Here is a 17,485-nt window from a genome sequence, read left to right on the forward strand (position 1 = left end):
CGATGTTTGGTTTGAAGCCCGCTAAAATCTGGTTCGTCTGCGGATCGCAGCATCTCTATGGCCCGGAAGCGCTGCAGCAGGTCACGGCGCATGCCGAGGAAATCGCCAAGGCGCTCGACGCCACCGGCAATTTCCCGCTGGAGATCGTCTGCCGCCCGATCGTGACGACACCGGAACAGGCCGCGGATCTCTGCATCGAGGCCAATGCCGATGCGGAATGCGCCGGCCTGATCCTTTGGATGCATACCTTCTCGCCCGCCAAGATGTGGATCCGCGGCCTTGCGCAGCTGAACAAGCCGTTCCTGCACCTCCACACCCAGTACGATCGCGAACTGCCCTGGGCGACGATCGACATGGACTACATGAACCTCAACCAGTCGGCGCATGGCGACCGCGAAGCCGGCTTCCTGCACACCCGCCTGCGCCTCGGCCGCAAGGTCGTCGTCGGTCATTGGACGGACCCGGAAGTCCATCAGCGTATCGACGCCTGGATCCGCGCCGTTCGCGCCTGGCATGACTGGCAGGGCGCGCGCTTCTGCCGTTTCGGCGACAACATGCGCTTCGTCTCGGTTACGGACGGCGACAAGGTTTCGGCCGAAATGGCCTTCGGCTTCTCGGTCAACACCTACGGCATCGGCGATCTCGCCGCCCGGATGAACGCCGTCAGCGACGAAGACGTGAAGGCGCTCGCTGCCGAATACGTCAAGCTCTACAACGTCGTGCCGGAGCTTGCTGAAGGCGGCGCCCGTCATGAATCGCTCCTCTACAACGCCCGCCAGGAACTCGGCATCCGCGCCTTCCTCGAAGAAGGCGGCTTCAAGGGCTTCACCACCACCTTCGAAGACCTGCATGGCTTGACCCAGCTGCCCGGCATGGCGCCGCAGCGCCTGATGGCCGATGGCTACGGCTTTGCCGGCGAAGGCGACTGGAAGACGTCGGCTCTGCTGCGCGCGCTGAAGGTGATGGGCGAAGGCCTGACCGGCGCGACGTCCTTCATGGAAGACTACACCTACCACATGGCGCCCGGCTCCGAGCAGGTGCTCGGCTCGCACATGCTGGAAATCTGCCCGACGATCGCCAGCGGCACGCCGTCGGTCGAGATCCACGCGCTCGGCATCGGCGGCAAGGACGATCCGGTCCGCCTCGTGTTCGACGCCGTCAAGGGCCCGGCGCTGAACGCGTCGCTGATCGATCTCGGCAACCGCTTCCGCCTGCTCGTCAACGAAGTCACGTCCGTCGAGCATCCCGATCTGCCGAAGCTGCCGGTCGCCCGCGCCGTCTGGGAATGCAAGCCGGACTTCAAGACCGCCTGCACCTCCTGGATTCTCGCCGGCGGCGCGCACCACACGGTGTACAGCTACGACGTGACGACCGAAATGCTGGAAGACTTCGCCACCATCGCCGGCATCGAGCTTGCTCTCATCAACGACGACACGACGCTGCCCGCCTTCAAGCAGGACCTTCGCAACAACGAGGTGTACTACCACTTCGCCCGCGGCATCCGGGGCTGAGGGCGCCATGTCGGTCTTTACGGAACTGAAGCGCGAAGCCTACGAGGCCAATGTCTCGCTGCCGCGCCACGGCCTGATCAACCTGACCTTCGGCAATGCGAGCGCAGTCGATCGCGCCCGCGGCGTCTTCGCGATCAAGCCGAGCGGCGTGGACTATACCGCGATGACGGTCGAGGACATGGTGATCGTCGATTTCGACGGCAAGCGGGTGGAGGGGACACTCAACCCGTCGTCCGACACGCCGACGCATCGTCGTCTGCTGATGGCCTTCGAGGAGATCGGCGGCGTCGTGCACACGCACTCCTCGCACGCGACGGCCTTTGCCCAGGCCGGCATGCCGATCCCGATTTTCGGGACGACGCATGCCGACTATTTCAACGGCGAGATCCCGGTGACCCGCAAGATGACGGCCGAGGAGATCGGTACGGCTTACGAGTGGGAGACCGGCAACGTCATCGTCGAGCGTCTCGGCAATGTCGATCCGCTTGATTTTCCGGGCGTCCTCGTCAACCGCCACGCCCCGTTCACCTGGGGCAAGACGGTGGCGAAGGCGGTGGAAGTCGCCGTTGCCGTGGAGTGCATCGCGCATATGGCGATGATGTCGCTGCAACTCGCGCCGAAGCTGCCGCAGATCGAGCCGGAACTGCTCGCCAAGCACTTCAAGCGTAAGCATGGGCCTGGCGCCTATTACGGCCAGAGCGACACCAAAACCAAGTCCTAAGTGCCTGAAACCATAACACCCGCGTCTCACGACGCGGGTGTTTTTGCATGCGCCGGTGCAGGTCGAATGGCGCGTAAAAACGTGCGTGAAAAATGTCGAATGGTTGCATTTTGGCGCACGCATTCCCTTTACTAAAGTCATATTGTATGACTATATACGGCCATCGCTGAGGAGCGATTTTTGGGAGGAAATCATGAAGTTTGTTAAGACACTTAGCTGTGCAACGGTTCTCGCTGGCTGCGTTTTCTCGAGCGTATCCGCTGCCGACATGACGGTCGGCTTTTCGCAGATCGGCTCGGAGTCCGGCTGGCGCGCGGCAGAAACCACGGTGACGAAGCAGGAAGCCGAAAAGCGCGGCATCGACCTGAAATTCGCCGATGCGCAGCAGAAGCAGGAAAACCAGATCAAGGCGCTGCGTTCGTTCATCGCGCAGGGCGTCGATGCGATCTTCGTTGCGCCCGTCGTCGCGACCGGTTGGGACGAAGTGCTCGGCGAAGCCAAGGATGCCGAAATTCCGGTCATCCTGCTCGACCGTACTGTCGATGCCGACAAGAGCCTCTACATGACGGCCGTCACGTCGGACCTCGTGCATGAAGGCAATGTCGCCGGCAAGTGGCTGGTCGATACGACCGCCGGCAAGCCGTGCAACGTCGTCGAGCTTCAGGGCACGACCGGCTCGTCGCCCGCCATCGACCGCAAGAAGGGCTTCGAAGAAGCGCTGAAGGGCCACGACAATCTCAAGATCGTCCGCTCGCAGACCGGTGACTTCACCCGCACCAAGGGCAAGGAAGTCATGGAAAGCTTCCTCAAGGCTGAGAACGGTGGCAAGAACATCTGCGCCCTCTACGCCCACAATGACGACATGGCCGTCGGCGCGATCCAGGCCATCAAGGAAGCCGGCCTGAAGCCGGGCACCGATATTCTCGTCGTCTCCATCGACGCCGTGCCGGATATCTTCCAGGCCATGGCAGCCGGCGAAGCCAATGCGACGGTCGAGCTGACCCCGAACATGGCCGGCCCTGCCTTCGACGCTCTCGCCGCCTTCAAGAAGGACGGCAAGGAGCCGCCGAAGTGGATCCAGACGGAATCCAAGCTCTACACCCAGGCCGACGAGCCGCAGAAGGTGTACGAAGCCAAGAAGGGCCTCGGCTACTAAGACATCTCCCAAGCCCGGATCCTCACATCCGGGCGAAGGGTTTCCAGTATGCGACCGGCGGGAGCGGAGGCCTCCGCCGGTTCATTTCTGCCGGTCGGCAATGACGCGCTTCGTTCCAGCGCTCCCGGCCGCCGTCGCCCCGTATATCCGGTGCTTCCGACTTCTTATGCCGGAGGGGGCGGGCCCAACCGGGCGACACAGCATCCACTGACAGCATTGGAGCGATCCGGGCGCATGACCGCCGGCGGGTGCTCCGGGAGGGATCATGCAGGCAGATCGGGATACCGTTCTATCCGCCAACCGCATCGACAAGGTGTTTCCGGGTGCCAAGGCGCTCAGCCAGGTCGATTTCTCGCTCCGGCGCGGCGAGGTGCATGCGCTTCTCGGCGAAAACGGCGCGGGCAAGTCCACGCTGGTGAAGTGCCTGACGGGTGCCTACCACCGCGACGGCGGCACGATCCTGCTCGATGGCGCCGAGATCGACCCGCGCGACACGCTCGACGCACAGCGTCTGGGCATCGGCACGGTTTACCAGGAGGTCAACCTCCTGCCCAATCTGAGCGTTGCCGAAAATCTCTTCCTCGGTCGCCAGCCGCGCCGCGTCGGCCTGATCGACACGGGCGCGGTCAACCGCAAGGCGCGTGCGCTGCTCGCCGAATACGAGCTCGACATCGATGTGACCGCCGGTCTCGACAGTTTTTCCGTCGCCATCCAGCAGGTGATCGCCATTGCCCGCGCCGTCGATGTGTCGGGCAAGGTGCTGATCCTCGACGAACCCACGGCCAGCCTCGATGCCCATGAAGTCGCCATGCTGTTTCGCGTCGTGCGGCGGCTGAAGGCGAGGGGGCTTGGCATCATCTTCATCACCCACTTCCTCGAGCAGGTCTACGAGATCACCGATCGCGTCACCATCCTGCGCAACGGCCAGCTGGTCGGCACGCGCGACACGGCAAGCCTTGAGCGGCGCGAGCTGATCGCGATGATGCTGGGACGCGAGCTGGCCGCAGAGGTGCATGACGAGGCAGGCGCCGCGAAGGTCGCCGATGGCCCGGTGCGCTTCCAGTTCCGCGATTTCGGCCGCAAGGGCCGCATCAATCCGTTCAATCTCGACGTCAAGGCGGGCGAGGTCATCGGCATTGCCGGGCTGCTCGGCTCCGGCCGCACCGAAACGGCCGAGGTCATGTTCGGCGCCCGGCGTGCCGACAGCGGCACCGCGACGATCGACGGCAAGGTGGCGGATCTGTCGTCGCCGCGTGCCGCCATCCGCCGGAAGTTCGGCTTCTGCCCGGAAGACCGCAAAACGGACGGGATCATCGGCGACCTCTCGGTGCGCGAGAATATCGCGCTGGCCCTTCAGGCCCGGCGTGGCTGGGCGCGGCCGATCGCGCGTGCCGAACAGGATCGACTGGCGGCCGAGTACATCAAGGCGCTCGATATCCGCACGACCGACGCGGAGAAGCCGATCCGGCTTCTTTCGGGCGGCAACCAGCAGAAGGCGATCCTTGCCCGCTGGCTTGCGACCAACCCCGAATTCCTCATTCTCGACGAGCCGACGCGTGGCATCGATGTTGGTGCCCATGCCGAAATCATCCGGCTCATCGAAACGCTTTGCGAGAAAGGCATGTCGCTCATCGTGATCTCGTCCGAAATCGAGGAACTGGTGGTCTACAGCCACCGCGTGATCGTGCTGCGCGACCACCAGCACGTGGCCGAACTGACGGGTGCCGAGATCACCACGGACAGCATCGTCAACACGATTGCCGGACCGGCGAAGACGCCGGCCGAGCTATCGACCGCCGCAGGGGAGATCGCGTAATGTCTGTGCTCGGCCTCTACGGCAGGCGGCTCCTGCCGCAGTTCATCGCGCTCGCTATCATCCTCGGCCTGGTATCGATCGCCTTTCCCGGCTTCTTCAATCTCCAGATCCAGAACGGTCGGCTCTACGGCTCGCTGATCGACATTCTCAATCGCGGCGCGCCGGTGGCGCTTCTGGCGATCGGCATGACCGTGGTCATCGCCACCAAGGGCATCGACCTTTCCGTCGGTGCCGTCATGGCGATCTGCGGGGCCATCGCGGCATCCGCGATCACCTCCGGCTACTCGCTTCCGGCAACTCTGCTGATTACGGTCGGCGTCGGCGTTCTCTGCGGCTTGTGGAACGGCATCCTCGTCGCCATCCTCGACATCCAGCCGATTATCGCCACGCTTGTGCTGATGGTGGCCGGACGCGGCATCGCGCAGATGGTGACCAACGGCGCCATTCTGACCTTCAACGACGAAGGCCTGATCTTCATCGGCAGCGGCTCTCTGTTCGGCCTGCCCATGCCGATCGTCATCTGGATCACGGCCGGCATTCTCGTCGCTCTCCTCGTGCGGCGCTCCGCGCTCGGCATGCTGATCGAGGCGGTCGGGGTCAACCGCCGGGCGAGCACGCTTGCGGGTGTCTCAACCCCGGTGCTGCTGATCGCGGCCTATGTCCTCTCGGGCCTCTGCGCCTCCGTCGCCGGCATCATTGCGGCCGCCGATATTCGCGGCGCCGATGCCAACAATGCCGGGCTGTGGCTCGAGCTCGACGCGATCCTTGCGGTCGTCATCGGCGGCACGTCGCTGCTCGGCGGCCGGTTCTCGATCGCGGCCTCGCTGCTGGGCGCCATGATCATCCAGTCGATCAATACCGGCATTCTTCTGTCGGGCTTCCCGCCCGAGTTCAACCTGATCATCAAGGCGGCGATCATCGTCTTCATTCTCGTGCTGCAATCGCCGAAGCTGCAAGGCACGCTTGCCTTCTTCTCCCGCTCGAATGCCGCCACCAAGCCTGCGGAGAGCAAAGCGAAATGAAAGCCAAACATCTTCCGCTCGCGGCGACGATCCTCATCTTCGTTCTGTCCTATGCGCTCTGCGCCTTCCAGTACCCCAACATCCTGTCGACGCGCGTCATCGGCAACCTCCTGACGGACAATGCCTTTCTCGGCATCGCAGCGGTCGGCATGACCTTCGTCATCCTCTCGGGCGGTATCGATCTCTCGATCGGCTCCGTTATCGCCTTTACCGGCGTCTTCCTTGCGGTGATGATGGAGAACACCTCGATCCATCCGCTGGCCGCCTTCGTGCTGGTGCTGATCATCACCACCAGCTTCGGCGCGCTGATGGGCGCTATCATCCATCATCTGGAGATGCCCGCCTTCATCGTGACGCTCGCCGGCATGTTCCTCGCTCGCGGCATGGCCTTCGTGCTATCCATCGACAGCATCCCGATCCGCCATCCGTTCTATGCGACGATGAAGAGCTTCTACCTCAAGCTTCCGGGCGGCGGGCGGTTGACGCTGATCGGTGGCGTCATGCTGCTGGTCTTTGCGCTCGGCATTCTCATTGCCCACCGCACCCGCTTCGGCACGAACGTCTACGCGCTTGGTGGCGGGGCACAGACGGCGCGGCTGATGGGGGTTCCCACAGGCCTGACGACGATCATGATCTATGCGCTCTCGGGCCTGCTCGCCGGCCTCTCGGGCATCGTGTTCTCGCTCTACACCTCGGCCGGGTACTCATTAGCAACTGTCGGCGTCGAGCTGGATGCGATCGCGGCCGTGGTCATCGGGGGAACGCTTCTGTCCGGCGGGTCGGGCTTCGTGGCGGGAACGCTGATTGGCATTCTCATCCAGGGGCTCATCCAGACCTATATCACCTTCGACGGGTCGCTCTCCAGCTGGTGGACGAAGATCCTCATCGGCTTCCTCCTCTTCGCCTTCATCCTGCTGCAGAAGGGCATTTTGTACCTATCGCGCAACAACCGCGCGCTGGCCTGATACGAAACGGCCCCGTCAGTTCACACTGGACGGGGCCGCTTTGCCTTGCGCTCTAAGCGGCCTCAGGATGCCTTGCCGGGGTCGCCGGCGCTGGCGTCGCGCTCCTCATAGTTCAGGTCGAAGTCCTTGCCCGCGCGCTTGCTCCCGCCCGGACCGCTGTGGACGGTGCTGTCCTCGGAGCCGGTGATCACGGTGGGCTTTGCGCTCGTGACGCCGTTGTTGTCGCGGCCGATCGTCGGACGCGTGAAGGCGCCCTTGGCATCGGTTTCGGCTGCGGGTTTCTGATCCTTGGCCATGATAGTCTCCTCTCCGCGTTTATCCGGTGTCGAACGTCTGTCAGACGATATGGTCCGTGGTCTTCCAGTGATCGGCGATCTCGATGAAAGCCGCCTTGATCTCCTCGCGGGTCCAGCCGGCATGCATGGCGGCTTCCGTCACCTGCTGCACCTTCGCTCCGATCGCCTCGCGGCAGTCGAGCGTCCGATCGGCATAATCGCCTTTTTCCCGTGGTTCCTTGATGGGCTGCATGGCGGTTCCTTTTGCTTTTCCTGCATCGGCAAGTGCCGCCGTCCCGACGGATGGCTTCCCGTTGCGTCGGCTCTCGATGGGCCGGCTCTGACAAGAGAACCGCGGGCTGCGGGATAGGTTCCTGCGGAGGCTACACTGCCAGTCTCGCACGGCCCGGTCCCGCCTGGGACGTTGCCCGCACGGGAAGTTGATGGCGTTGCGGAACTGGCATCGCTTTAGGCCGTTGCTGTTCTTCCCGCCTCTGGAGCTTCCGATATGTCCAACGTGCCCAAGATCACGACCTACACAGCGCCTGCCGGCGGATGGGGGTCGGTCAAGTCGCTGATGCGCCAGGCGCGGCAAAGCAAGCGGCCGATCTCGATCCTGCCGGGTCTTGCCAAGATCAACAAACCGGACGGGTTTGCCTGTGTCAGCTGCGCTTGGGCCAAGCCCGCCAAGCCCCATCCGGCCGAGTTCTGCGAGAACGGCGCCAAGGCGACCTTCTGGGAGCTGACGGCCGACCGCGCGACGCCCGCTCTGTTTGCGCGGCATACCTTGACCGAAATGAAGGGCTGGGACGACTTTAAGCTCGAATCCACCGGTCGGCTGACGCACCCGATGCGCTACGACGCTGCGACCGACCGCTATGTCGAGACCACCTGGGAAGAGGCCTACGCCGCAATCGGCGCCGAGATGAAGGCGATCCAGGCGGAGAATCCGAAGCGCACCGTGTTCTACGCATCCGGCCGCGCCTCGCTCGAAACGTCCTACATGTATGCGCTGCTGGCCCGGCTCTACGGCAACAACAACCTGCCGGACAGTTCCAACATGTGCCACGAGTCGACCTCCGTCGGGCTGCTGGAAAGCATCGGGCAGCCTGTCGGCACCGTACGGCTGGATGATTTCGAGGCGGCGGATGCGATGTTCTTCTTCGGGCAGAACCCGGGATCGAACAGCCCGCGCATGCTGCACCAGTTGCAGGAAGCCGTGCAGCGCGGCGCGCGGATCGTGACGTTCAACCCGCTGAAGGAGCGGGGGCTCGAGCGGTTCGTCAATCCGCAGGACCCGGTGCAGATGCTGACGCAAAATGCGACCCAGATCTCCTGCCAGTATCATCAGGTCAAGGCTGGCGGCGACATCGCCGTCATCGTCGGCATGGCAAAGGCGCTGCTGGAGGCCGACGATGCCGACCTGCAGCGGGGCGGCAAGGGTGTGCTCGACCGGGAATTCCTCGCCCAGCACACCACCGGCGCCGAGGAGTTCATCGCCTATGTCAGGGCGCAGGGCTGGCTGGCGCTGGAGCGGGAATCGGGTCTCAGCCGCAGCGCAATCACGGAAGCCGCCGGCGTCTATATGAGCGCGAAGAGCGTCATGGGCATCTATGGCATGGGCCTGACCCAGCACAAGCTCGGGGTTCAGACGGTGCAGGTGCTCGTCAACCTGCTGCTGCTGCGCGGTAATTTCGGCCGTCCGGGTGCCGGCATCTGTCCCGTGCGCGGCCATTCCAACGTGCAGGGCCAGCGCACCGTCGGGATTTCGGAGAAGCCCGAGCTGGTGCCCTTGGACAAGCTCAAGGCGCTCTACGGCTTCGAGCCGCCACGCGAGGAGGGGCTTGCGACCGTGGATGCCTGCAAGGGCATCATCGAGGGGACGGTGGATGCCTTCATAGGCCTCGGCGGCAATTTCCTGCGGGCCGTGCCGGAACAGGGACTGATGGAAGAGGCGTGGCCGCGCATGCGGCTGACGGTGCAGATCGCGACCAAGCTCAATCGCGGCCACCTCTTCAACGGCCGTGTCTCCTATCTCCTGCCGTGCCTTGGACGCACCGAGATCGACCGGCAGGCGAGCGGGCCACAAACTGTGACGATGGAGGACAGCACCTCCTGCTTCCACGGGTCGAAAGGGTTCCATGCGCCGGCCGCCGAGACGCTGCAATCGGAAGTCCGCATCGTCGCCGAACTGGCGAAAGCGTCGCTAGCAGCCAACCCGCGCGTTCCCTGGGACCGCTGGGTGGATGACTATGCCACCGTGCGCGACGCGATCGAGGCTACCTATCCGGATCTCTTCAAGGATTTTAACAAGCGGATGCACACGCCCGGCGGCATGGAGAAGCCGCTGCCGGTGCGCGACCTGATCTGGAAGACCGAGAGCGGCAAAGCCGAGTTCAAGCTGCCGAAATCCCTGTCGGCAAGTTTTGCCGGGGACGGTCCCGATGTGCTGCGGCTGATGACGCTGCGCTCGAACGATCAGTTCAACACGACGGTCTATGGCTATGACGACCGTTTTCGTGGCGTGGACGGTACGCGCATGGTGTTGTTCTTGAACAAAAAGGAGATGGCGCGTATCGGCGCGCGGGCAGGTGAGACGATTGCGCTCGAAACCGTTGCCGACGACGGTGTGGCGCGCCGCATCGACGGGCTGCAGATCGTGCCTTACGATATTCCGGACGGGTGCTGCGGCGCCTACTATCCCGAATGCAACGTGCTGATCCCGCTCTGGCAGCATGCCGAGCGGAGCAAGGTGCCAGCGGCCAAATCGGTGCCGGTGCGGATCGTGCGATAGCTTAAAGAGAAAAGCCCGCTTGCCGGAATGAAAGGCAGGCGGGCTTTCACATTTCGACGTATCTTTGATCAGGCCGCGTTGGGATCAATCAGGGCGAAGCCCATGCCCGGCTGTTTGCGCCGGCGTAGGACGGCCGGTGTTTCCGTCAGGATGACTTCGAGCGTCGGATCGACGATACCCGACACGAAATGTCCGCCGCGCGTGGTGCAGTCCCTGAGGCCGAGGACGGCGTGGAGATGCAGGCTCGGCTTGCCGTCGTCGTCCTCCGCCACGTCGCCGAGGAGGCTCAGAACCTCACTCTGCTCCGGGACGTCCGTGTTCACATAGGATTTTTCCGCCATGTCGAACCAGGCGATGGTGGCCTCAGAGAACGCGCCAATCGCGGTGATCGACGCGCCGCTGATGGCGTTCTCGGCAGCGAACTGCATGATGGCGGCGAAGGCTTCCTCGTCTTTTTCGAGGATCAGCACGAACATGCGGTCGGTCGTGCCGCTGGAGATCTCGCGGCTCTTCATTGCGGCGGCTGCCCGTTGGAGGCGGAGAGGCCGCCATCCACGGCGATATTGGCGCCGGTGATGAAGCTGGCATCGGGGCTGGCGAGGAAGGCGATGACGGCGGCGACCTCTTCCGGCTCGCAGACGCGGCCGAGCGGGATGCGCTCGTAGAATGTCTGGAGAAGAGGCTCGTCGTCCATCATGTCCTCGGTCATGCCGGTGCGGGTGAGGCTCGGGCAGACCGCGTTGACGCGAATGCCGCGCTTGCCGAGGTCCATGGCGAGCGCGCGGGTGAAGTTGACGACGGCGCCCTTAGCGGCATTGTAGGGGCTCATGCCCCAGTCGCCGCCCATGCCGGAGACCGAGGCCGTGTTGATGATGGAGCCGCCGGTCTTTTCGAGGTGCGGGATGGCGGCGCGGCAGCCGTAGAATACGCCATCCGCATCCGTCGCCATGACCTTGCGCCAGGCGTCGTCGGTAATCTCCTCCGGCTCGCCGTTCTCGGCCGTTCCCGCATTGTTGACGAGCACGTCGATCTGTCCGAAGCGATGGACGGCGGTTTCCACCAGCGCATCCACGGAGGTGGATTGGGAGACGTCGGCCACCTGCACCAGCGTACGATCTTTCGGGAAGGCCTGCGCGGTGGTTGTCAGCGTCTCCCCATCCCTGTCGACCATGACGACGCGAGCGCCTTCGTCGGAGAAGCGACGGGCGGTGGCCGCGCCAATGCCGGAGGCCGCACCGGTGACGATGACGACCTTGTCTTCGAAGCGATTCATGCAATTTTCCTTCATTTCAGTCTCTGCCGCAGCGCCGAGACGCTGCGGCACGTATTTTGTCGCCGCCGCCGCCTTACCCGGCAGCGATGGGACAGCGGGCACCGGGCTCACTTACGGGCACGGGATTGCGTTCCGAGCGGAAGGCCGCCGATGAGTCGTAGGCCTGACGGCGCATGCGCATGATGGAGCCAAGCGGCTGGTGCTCAACAATGCCGTTCCAGGGGCGGAAGGACAGGCCGTCATCGATGCGCTTCTGCTTCTCCTCCGTCCAGGCATCCTGTGGCTTCACAGTCAGCCGTGCCACGGGAATGAACGGGCTTTGGTCCTCATCCCAGAGCGTGGAGGCGTCTTCGACCGGCATGGCTTCCAGATCCGTGCAGAGCTGCACCCGAAGTTCCCATGTCACGGTCTCGCTGCCAAAAAAGCTGCGGACCGCGTTTCTCAGCGCATTTTCGTCCTTATCGGCGTCGATCGGCTGGTCCTTCAGGGCTTTCAGGTTCTCGGTCACCGGCACCAGCGAAAATTTGGCGATATGGTCGCCGTAGCGGTGCGGCAGCTGGGTGAAGAAGCTTTCACCGAGAATATGCGTCTCGGGATGGCCGCCGAGGCTCTTCAGCGTGGCACTTTCAGCCCCGAATTTCTCCAGTGCACTTTCGACGACGCGGAAGACTTTCGATGCCACCTCCTTGGTCCGCTCCATGCGGTCGGTCGTTAGCGCCAAGCCTTTGAGGTTCGTCAGGAAGGCCTTGGCGCTCGGGGAGTTGAACAGCTTGCCATTGACCATCAGGAAATCCTGGCTGGTCGAACCGTCCAGCCCGCCGGGCAGGCGCTCGCCTTCGACATCGAGGATCTTCAGCGAGAAGCCGCGCGGGGTCGATACGCTGTCATGGAGGATATCGCCCGGCGAGGTGGACAGGCGGATGACCGCCTTGTGCCGGCCGGGCTTGGCGAAGATGCCTTGCGCGAGAGGCTCCGGCAGATCGGGCAGAATGTCCAGCTCGCCATCGAGCAAGCCGTGGCTCTTCGCATGCACGCTGCGCACGGCATGGCCGCCATTGCGCCAAGTGGTGTGGGCGATGGAGAGCAGGGTTTCGGCCAGCGCCCGGGACGTCTCCGGCTCGTCCTTTTCGATGGTTTCGACATCGGGGCGGTAGCGTTCAAGTTTCGTGGGGAGCTGGGTCATGCGTGCTTCAACTCGCTTTCAAGAATCTTGTCGATGGTGATGGGGAAATGGCGGAAGCGCGTGCCGGTCGCGTGGTAGATCGCGTTGGCAACGGCTGCGGCGACGCCGACAATGCCGATCTCGCCGAGGCCCTTCACGCCGATCGGGCTTGCCTTGTCGTCATGCTCATCGACAAAAATGACCTCCAGATCGGAAATGTCGGCGTGCGCCGGCACGTGATATTCGGCGAGATTGTGGTTCATGATGCGGCCGGTGCGGTGGTCGATCATGCTTTCCTCGTGCAGCGCCATGCCGATACCCATGACGATACCACCCAGAATCTGGCTGCGGGCCGTCTTGGGATTGAGGATGCGGCCGGCGCCGATGGCGCTGACGACGCGAGTGACGCGGATGACGCCCAGCTGCTCGTCGATCTTGACCTCCACGAACACGGCGGAGTGGGTGTAGCTGACAAACTTGCGCATCTGCAGCATGTCCGGTCCGGCCTTGCCCGGCTCCTCGACGGACGACAGTTGCTTGGAGGCGAGGATATCCGACAAAGCGATACCCACCTGGCTATTGACGTCCAGCACCAGCCGGCCGTCGCGGATCACGACCTCCTCAGGCTTAGCTTTTTCGAGCGGTGAGTTCTCCATGTCCTGCGCCATGTCGAGCAGCGTTGCCTTTACCGCTTCCGCGGCGATCTGCACGGCGGAACCGGTGGAGGCCGCAGTCCAGGATCCGCCTTCCACGCCCGTGGTCGGAAGCGTCGAGTCGGCGATCGCGACATGAACGGCCTCAATCGGCACGTCAAAGGCCTCGGCACCAAGCTGGGCGAGGATCGTGTAGGTGCCGGTACCGATGTCGGTTGCGGCGGCAGACACGGTGACCTTGCCGTCGATCGCGTAGCGGACCTTCGCTTCGGCCGGCGCCATGCCCGCCTCCCAGAAGCCGGTGGCCATGCCCCAGCCGACGAGGTCGTGCCCGTCACGCATGGAGCGGGGTGCCGCGGACCGTTCGCTCCAGCCAAAGGCCTCCGCGCCTTCGCGGTAGCAGGCATGCAACGCCTTGGAGGTCAGCTGCTTGTCGCCATTCTGGTCGAAGTGGATGAAGTTCTTCACCCGCAGCTCCAGCGGGTCCATGCCGATTTCGGTGGCCAGCTCGTCCATGGCGGATTCGAGGGCCAAAACGCCGGTGGCCGCCCCAGGTGCGCGCATGTCGCCGGGCGTGGACATATCGACCTGAGCGAGTTCGTAGGTCAGCTTGGCATTGTCGCACTTGTAGGCAAGGCCCGACCAGTTGACGACGACCTCCTGATAATCCTCGTAGCGCGACGTTGCCTGCACGGCGTGGTGCATGACCGATTGCAGCATGCCCTCTGCGTCGGCCGCCAACGACACCGTCTGCAGTGAGGAAGGTCGCCATGTCAGGGCGAACATTTCCTGACGCGACATTTCCACCTTCACCGAGCGCTTCAGGTCGAGGCTCGCCATGACGGCGAGAAACAGCTGGTGCTTCGGGCGCAGGCCTTGGCCGAAAGCGCCGCCGACATAGGCGTTCTTGACGATGACATCATCCGGATCGAGCCCGAAGATGTTGCAGATATAGTCGCGTGAGGCCTGCGACCCTTGCGTCTTGTCGTGCACGGTCAGCTGCTTGTCGTTTTCCCAGAGAACCGTGGTGGCGAACAGCTCCATCGGATTGTGGTGCTCGCCCTCCATCACGTATTCCACGGAGATTCTGTAGGCAGCACCCGCGAAAGCCTCTTCCGGTTCGCCGCGGGGCTTCGGCGGCGGCTGGATGCCGGAGCGCTTCTTCTTCGGCTCGTAGGCTTTCGGGTAGACGGTGTGCAGGTCCGTCTCCGGCGCATCCGCCTTGTATTCGACCGTCACGAGCGACGCCGCATCACGCGCGGCCTCGTAGGTTTCCGCGATGACGAGCGCCACCGGCTGTCCATCGAACTGGATGTGCGGCTTTTCGAGCGGGCGGAACGGGCTGCCGGGCGGGGCCACGCTGTCCTGCCACTTGCTGTCCCACCAGGCCGCACTTGGGCGGTTCTCATGCGTGTAGATCTTGACAACGCCGAGGACGGCCTCGGCCTTCGACGTGTCGATGTTGCGAATCTTGCCGGTGGCGATGGTGGACAGGACGATAGCGCCATGCAGCATGCCGGGCTCGTAATGCTCGGCCGCGTAAGGCGCGGTGCCGGAGACCTTCAGCGGACCATCGATCCGTGAGACCGGCAGCCCTACGATTTTGGAGGGGTTGAACATGGAATTCTCCTAGCGAATGGCTTTTTCGGACTGCACCTGCGGCGTGCCGCTGGCGGCCTGCGTCAGGGCGCGGATGATCGTCCGCTCGGCCATCGGGATCTTGAAATCATTGCCGCCTTGTCCCTGGGCGCCGGCAAGAAGCCGCTGCGCCAACTGGCGGAACGTGGCCTCGTCGGCAGGCTTGCCGGCGCATTCGGCCTCCGCGAGCGGATCACGCCACGGCTTGTGCGCGACGCCGCCGAGCGCCACACGGATATCGACGATCGCGCCGTCCTTCATGTCGATCGCGGCTGCGACCGAGACGAGAGCGAAGGCGTAGGACAGGCGGTCGCGGATCTTCAGATAGCTGTGGTTCGCGGCGAAGTGATCCGGATGCAAGCGGATGGCGACGACCATTTCGTCCGGCGCCAGCGTGTTGTCATATTGCGGCTCGTCGCCGGGAAGGCGGTGGAAGTCGAGGAAGGGAATATCGCGCCGGCCATCGGGGCCCTCCACCTCGACCACGGCATCGAGCGCGGCGAGAGCGACGCACATGTCGGACGGGTGCGTGGCGATACAGGAGGCGCTTGTGCCGAGGATCGCATGGATGCGGTTCACGCCGCCGATCGCGCCGCAGCCGGAACCTGGCTCGCGCTTGTTGCACGGGCTCGACGGGTCGTAAAAGTAGTAGCAGCGGGTGCGCTGGAGCAGGTTTCCGCCCGTGGTCGCGGCGTTGCGCAACTGCGGGGAGGCGCCTGCCAAAAGTGCGCTGGCGAGCAGCGGAAAGCGATCGATGACAGTTGGATCATAGGCGAGCGCCGCATTGCTCACCAGCGCGCCGATTCTCAACGAACCGTCTTCAAGCGTTTCGATGTCCTTCAAGGGCAGGCGGTTGATGTCGATGACCGTGGCAGGGCTCATGACGTCGTACTTCATGAGATCGACCAGATTGGTGCCGCCGGCAAGAAGCCGGGCCTGCGGATCTGCCGACAACGCCGCCACGGCGCCGGCAACATCTTCGGCGCGAATGTAGGAGAACTGTTTCATTCCGCAGCCTCCTTGTAGCTCTTGCCGGATTGCTGGCCCATCACCTGTTCGATCGCATCGGCGATGTTGGTGTAGGCGCCGCATCGACAGAGATTGCCGCTCATCAGTTCGCGGATTTCTTCGCGGGAGTGCGCATGGCCTTCGTTCATAAGGCCGGCGGCGGAACAGATCTGTCCGGGCGTGCAGTAACCGCACTGGTAGGAATCGTGATCGACGAAGGCCTGCTGGAGCGCATGAAGATTGCCGGGCTGCCCAAGACCTTCGATCGTGGTGATTTCGGCACCGTCGAGCGTGACGGCGAGTTTCAGACAGGAATTGACCCGCTGTCCGTCGATGAGGACGGTGCAGGCGCCGCACTGGCCGTGGTCGCAACCTTTTTTGGTGCCGGGCAGTTCCATCGGGCCGCGCAGCAGGTCGAGCAGCGTGACCCAGGGCGCGACGTTCAGCCGCTCCTGCCTCCCGTTCAGCGTGATCACGATCGGAATGGCCATTCGTTCGGCATCGGCGTGAAGCATAGCAAACCCTTTCTCGCCCTAAATTTGGAGATGGATCACAACTGTATGCGGGTCGGAATGTTCCGACCGGAACCTCTGCCCGGTCATTCCGTTTGGTTCGCACACGGTAATCAGAAGAGTAGCGAGGACGCAGCGGATGGCACGACGGGCGAGCTGGAAAGGCCAGTTGAAATTGCGGGATCTCACCTGTGCGGTCGGGCTCTACACCGCCATTTCCTCGTCTGAAAAAATCTCGTTCAACATCATCAACCGCAAGACCGGCCACCGGGTCGAGCGGCAGTTCGTGGACAGCGAAACCGGCAAGCCGGTGGAGCGAGACGACCAGATCAAGGGCTATCCGCTGGACAATGGCGACTATATCGCGATCGAGGGCGACGAACTGGCGGCGCTGATGCCCGACAGCGACAAGGTGCTGAAGGTGACACGCTTCATTGCGCTCGATGCCATCGACACGCTTTATTTCGACAAGCCCTACCATCTGGCGCCTGTCGAGGATCACGACGCGGAAACGCTGGCACTGCTGGCGCGCACCATGCGGGATGAAAATGTTGCGGCGATCGCGGAGGCCATCCTCTTCCGGCGCAACCGCACCGTCCTCATCCGCCCGCAGGACGACACGCTGATCGCGACAACGCTCAACTTCGACTACGAGGTCCGCTCGGCCAAGACGGCTTTCAAGTCCGTCCCGGAGATCGAATTCGACGAGGAAATGCTGGAGCTGGCCGGGCATATCATCGGCACGAAATCCGGCACCTTCGAACCCGAGAGTTACACCGACCGCTATAATGATGCACTCGCCGAACTGGTGAAGGCAAAGATCGAGGGGCGGACCATCGAGAAGAAGGCGCCGCCGAAGCACGACAACGTCGTCGATCTCAAGGAGGCGCTGCGGCAGAGCCTCGGCGGTGCGGCTTCCAAGGGTAAATCGACCGGTAAGGCCAAGGCTGCGGGTTCGCGGCAGAAGAAGGCGAGCTGA

At 63.5% G+C, this 17,485-nt stretch carries 16 protein-coding genes; 8 read left to right on the plus strand and 8 right to left on the minus strand.

Annotated elements, in window-relative coordinates; all coding sequences use genetic code 11:
• Window positions 1-2: 2 nt before the first annotated feature.
• The 6 genes from araA to yjfF all read left to right on the plus strand — a co-directional run bounded on the left by araA (window position 3) and on the right by yjfF (window position 7,191).
• On the plus strand, window positions 3-1,511 hold the full coding sequence (gene araA / locus C8J33_RS00255; RefSeq protein WP_110801854.1) for an L-arabinose isomerase: 1,509 nt from the start codon (window positions 3-5) through the stop codon (window positions 1,509-1,511).
• Between the two features lie 7 nt (window positions 1,512-1,518).
• Window positions 1,519-2,232: an L-ribulose-5-phosphate 4-epimerase AraD gene (gene araD / locus C8J33_RS00260; protein WP_110801853.1), complete on the plus strand. Its 714-nt coding sequence runs from the start codon at window positions 1,519-1,521 to the stop codon at window positions 2,230-2,232.
• 193 nt (window positions 2,233-2,425) lie between these two features.
• Window positions 2,426-3,388, plus strand: coding sequence for a galactofuranose ABC transporter, galactofuranose-binding protein YtfQ (gene ytfQ, locus C8J33_RS00265; protein ID WP_132662621.1), 963 nt, complete (start codon window positions 2,426-2,428; stop codon window positions 3,386-3,388).
• A 265-nt stretch (window positions 3,389-3,653) separates the two neighbouring features.
• Complete coding sequence (gene ytfR / locus C8J33_RS00270) at window positions 3,654-5,204, plus strand: galactofuranose ABC transporter, ATP-binding protein YtfR (protein WP_132662622.1); 1,551 nt, start codon at window positions 3,654-3,656, stop codon at window positions 5,202-5,204.
• Window positions 5,204-6,226 (plus strand): ABC transporter permease, encoded by a 1,023-nt coding sequence (locus C8J33_RS00275; protein ID WP_132662623.1) that lies wholly within the window; start codon window positions 5,204-5,206, stop codon window positions 6,224-6,226. Before ytfR ends, C8J33_RS00275 begins: the two co-directional genes overlap by 1 nt.
• Window positions 6,223-7,191, plus strand: a complete 969-nt coding sequence (yjfF, locus tag C8J33_RS00280) for a galactofuranose ABC transporter, permease protein YjfF (protein WP_110733686.1) — start codon at window positions 6,223-6,225, stop codon at window positions 7,189-7,191. The genes C8J33_RS00275 and yjfF overlap by 4 nt, the downstream gene beginning before the upstream one ends.
• Before the next feature lie 62 nt (window positions 7,192-7,253).
• On the opposite strand, the gene C8J33_RS00285 is transcribed toward yjfF, so the two are convergent.
• Together C8J33_RS00285 and C8J33_RS00290 are read right to left on the minus strand one after the other, a co-directional pair.
• The gene (locus C8J33_RS00285) at window positions 7,254-7,487 is read right to left on the minus strand and encodes a hypothetical protein (RefSeq protein WP_132662624.1); all 234 of its coding nucleotides are present in this window, start codon (window positions 7,485-7,487) and stop codon (window positions 7,254-7,256) included.
• A gap of 40 nt (window positions 7,488-7,527) precedes the next feature.
• On the minus strand, window positions 7,528-7,719 hold the full coding sequence (locus tag C8J33_RS00290; RefSeq protein ID WP_132662625.1) for a hypothetical protein: 192 nt from the start codon (window positions 7,717-7,719) through the stop codon (window positions 7,528-7,530).
• Window positions 7,720-7,974: 255 nt separating this feature from the next.
• Here C8J33_RS00290 and C8J33_RS00295 point away from each other — a divergent pair, with 255 nt between their 5' ends.
• Window positions 7,975-10,260 (plus strand): FdhF/YdeP family oxidoreductase, encoded by a 2,286-nt coding sequence (locus C8J33_RS00295; protein WP_132662626.1) that lies wholly within the window; start codon window positions 7,975-7,977, stop codon window positions 10,258-10,260.
• Between the two features lie 68 nt (window positions 10,261-10,328).
• On the opposite strand, the gene C8J33_RS00300 is transcribed toward C8J33_RS00295, so the two are convergent.
• The 6 genes from C8J33_RS00300 to C8J33_RS00325 form a co-directional block, all read right to left on the minus strand.
• On the minus strand, window positions 10,329-10,775 hold the full coding sequence (locus tag C8J33_RS00300; RefSeq protein ID WP_132662627.1) for a PPC domain-containing DNA-binding protein: 447 nt from the start codon (window positions 10,773-10,775) through the stop codon (window positions 10,329-10,331).
• The gene (locus C8J33_RS00305) at window positions 10,772-11,533 is read right to left on the minus strand and encodes an SDR family NAD(P)-dependent oxidoreductase (protein ID WP_207904000.1); all 762 of its coding nucleotides are present in this window, start codon (window positions 11,531-11,533) and stop codon (window positions 10,772-10,774) included. Before C8J33_RS00305 ends, C8J33_RS00300 begins: the two co-directional genes overlap by 4 nt.
• Before the next feature lie 73 nt (window positions 11,534-11,606).
• Window positions 11,607-12,716: a catalase family protein gene (locus C8J33_RS00310; RefSeq protein ID WP_132662629.1), complete on the minus strand. Its 1,110-nt coding sequence runs from the start codon at window positions 12,714-12,716 to the stop codon at window positions 11,607-11,609.
• Window positions 12,713-14,968, minus strand: a complete 2,256-nt coding sequence (locus C8J33_RS00315; RefSeq protein ID WP_132662630.1) for a xanthine dehydrogenase family protein molybdopterin-binding subunit — start codon at window positions 14,966-14,968, stop codon at window positions 12,713-12,715. Before C8J33_RS00315 ends, C8J33_RS00310 begins: the two co-directional genes overlap by 4 nt.
• A gap of 9 nt (window positions 14,969-14,977) precedes the next feature.
• Window positions 14,978-15,994, minus strand: a complete 1,017-nt coding sequence (locus C8J33_RS00320) for an FAD binding domain-containing protein (RefSeq protein ID WP_132662631.1) — start codon at window positions 15,992-15,994, stop codon at window positions 14,978-14,980.
• A complete protein-coding gene (locus tag C8J33_RS00325; RefSeq protein WP_245507024.1) occupies window positions 15,991-16,485 on the minus strand; it encodes a 2Fe-2S iron-sulfur cluster-binding protein in 495 nt (164 codons plus the stop codon). The genes C8J33_RS00320 and C8J33_RS00325 overlap by 4 nt, the downstream gene beginning before the upstream one ends.
• Window positions 16,486-16,645: 160 nt before the next feature.
• Here C8J33_RS00325 and C8J33_RS00330 point away from each other — a divergent pair, with 160 nt between their 5' ends.
• On the plus strand, window positions 16,646-17,485 hold the full coding sequence (locus tag C8J33_RS00330; protein WP_132662633.1) for a Ku protein: 840 nt from the start codon (window positions 16,646-16,648) through the stop codon (window positions 17,483-17,485).

The sequence above is a fragment of the Rhizobium sp. PP-CC-3G-465 genome, assembly GCF_004343445.1.
In the GTDB taxonomy this organism is placed as follows: Bacteria; Pseudomonadota; Alphaproteobacteria; order Rhizobiales; family Rhizobiaceae; genus Ferranicluibacter; species Ferranicluibacter rubi.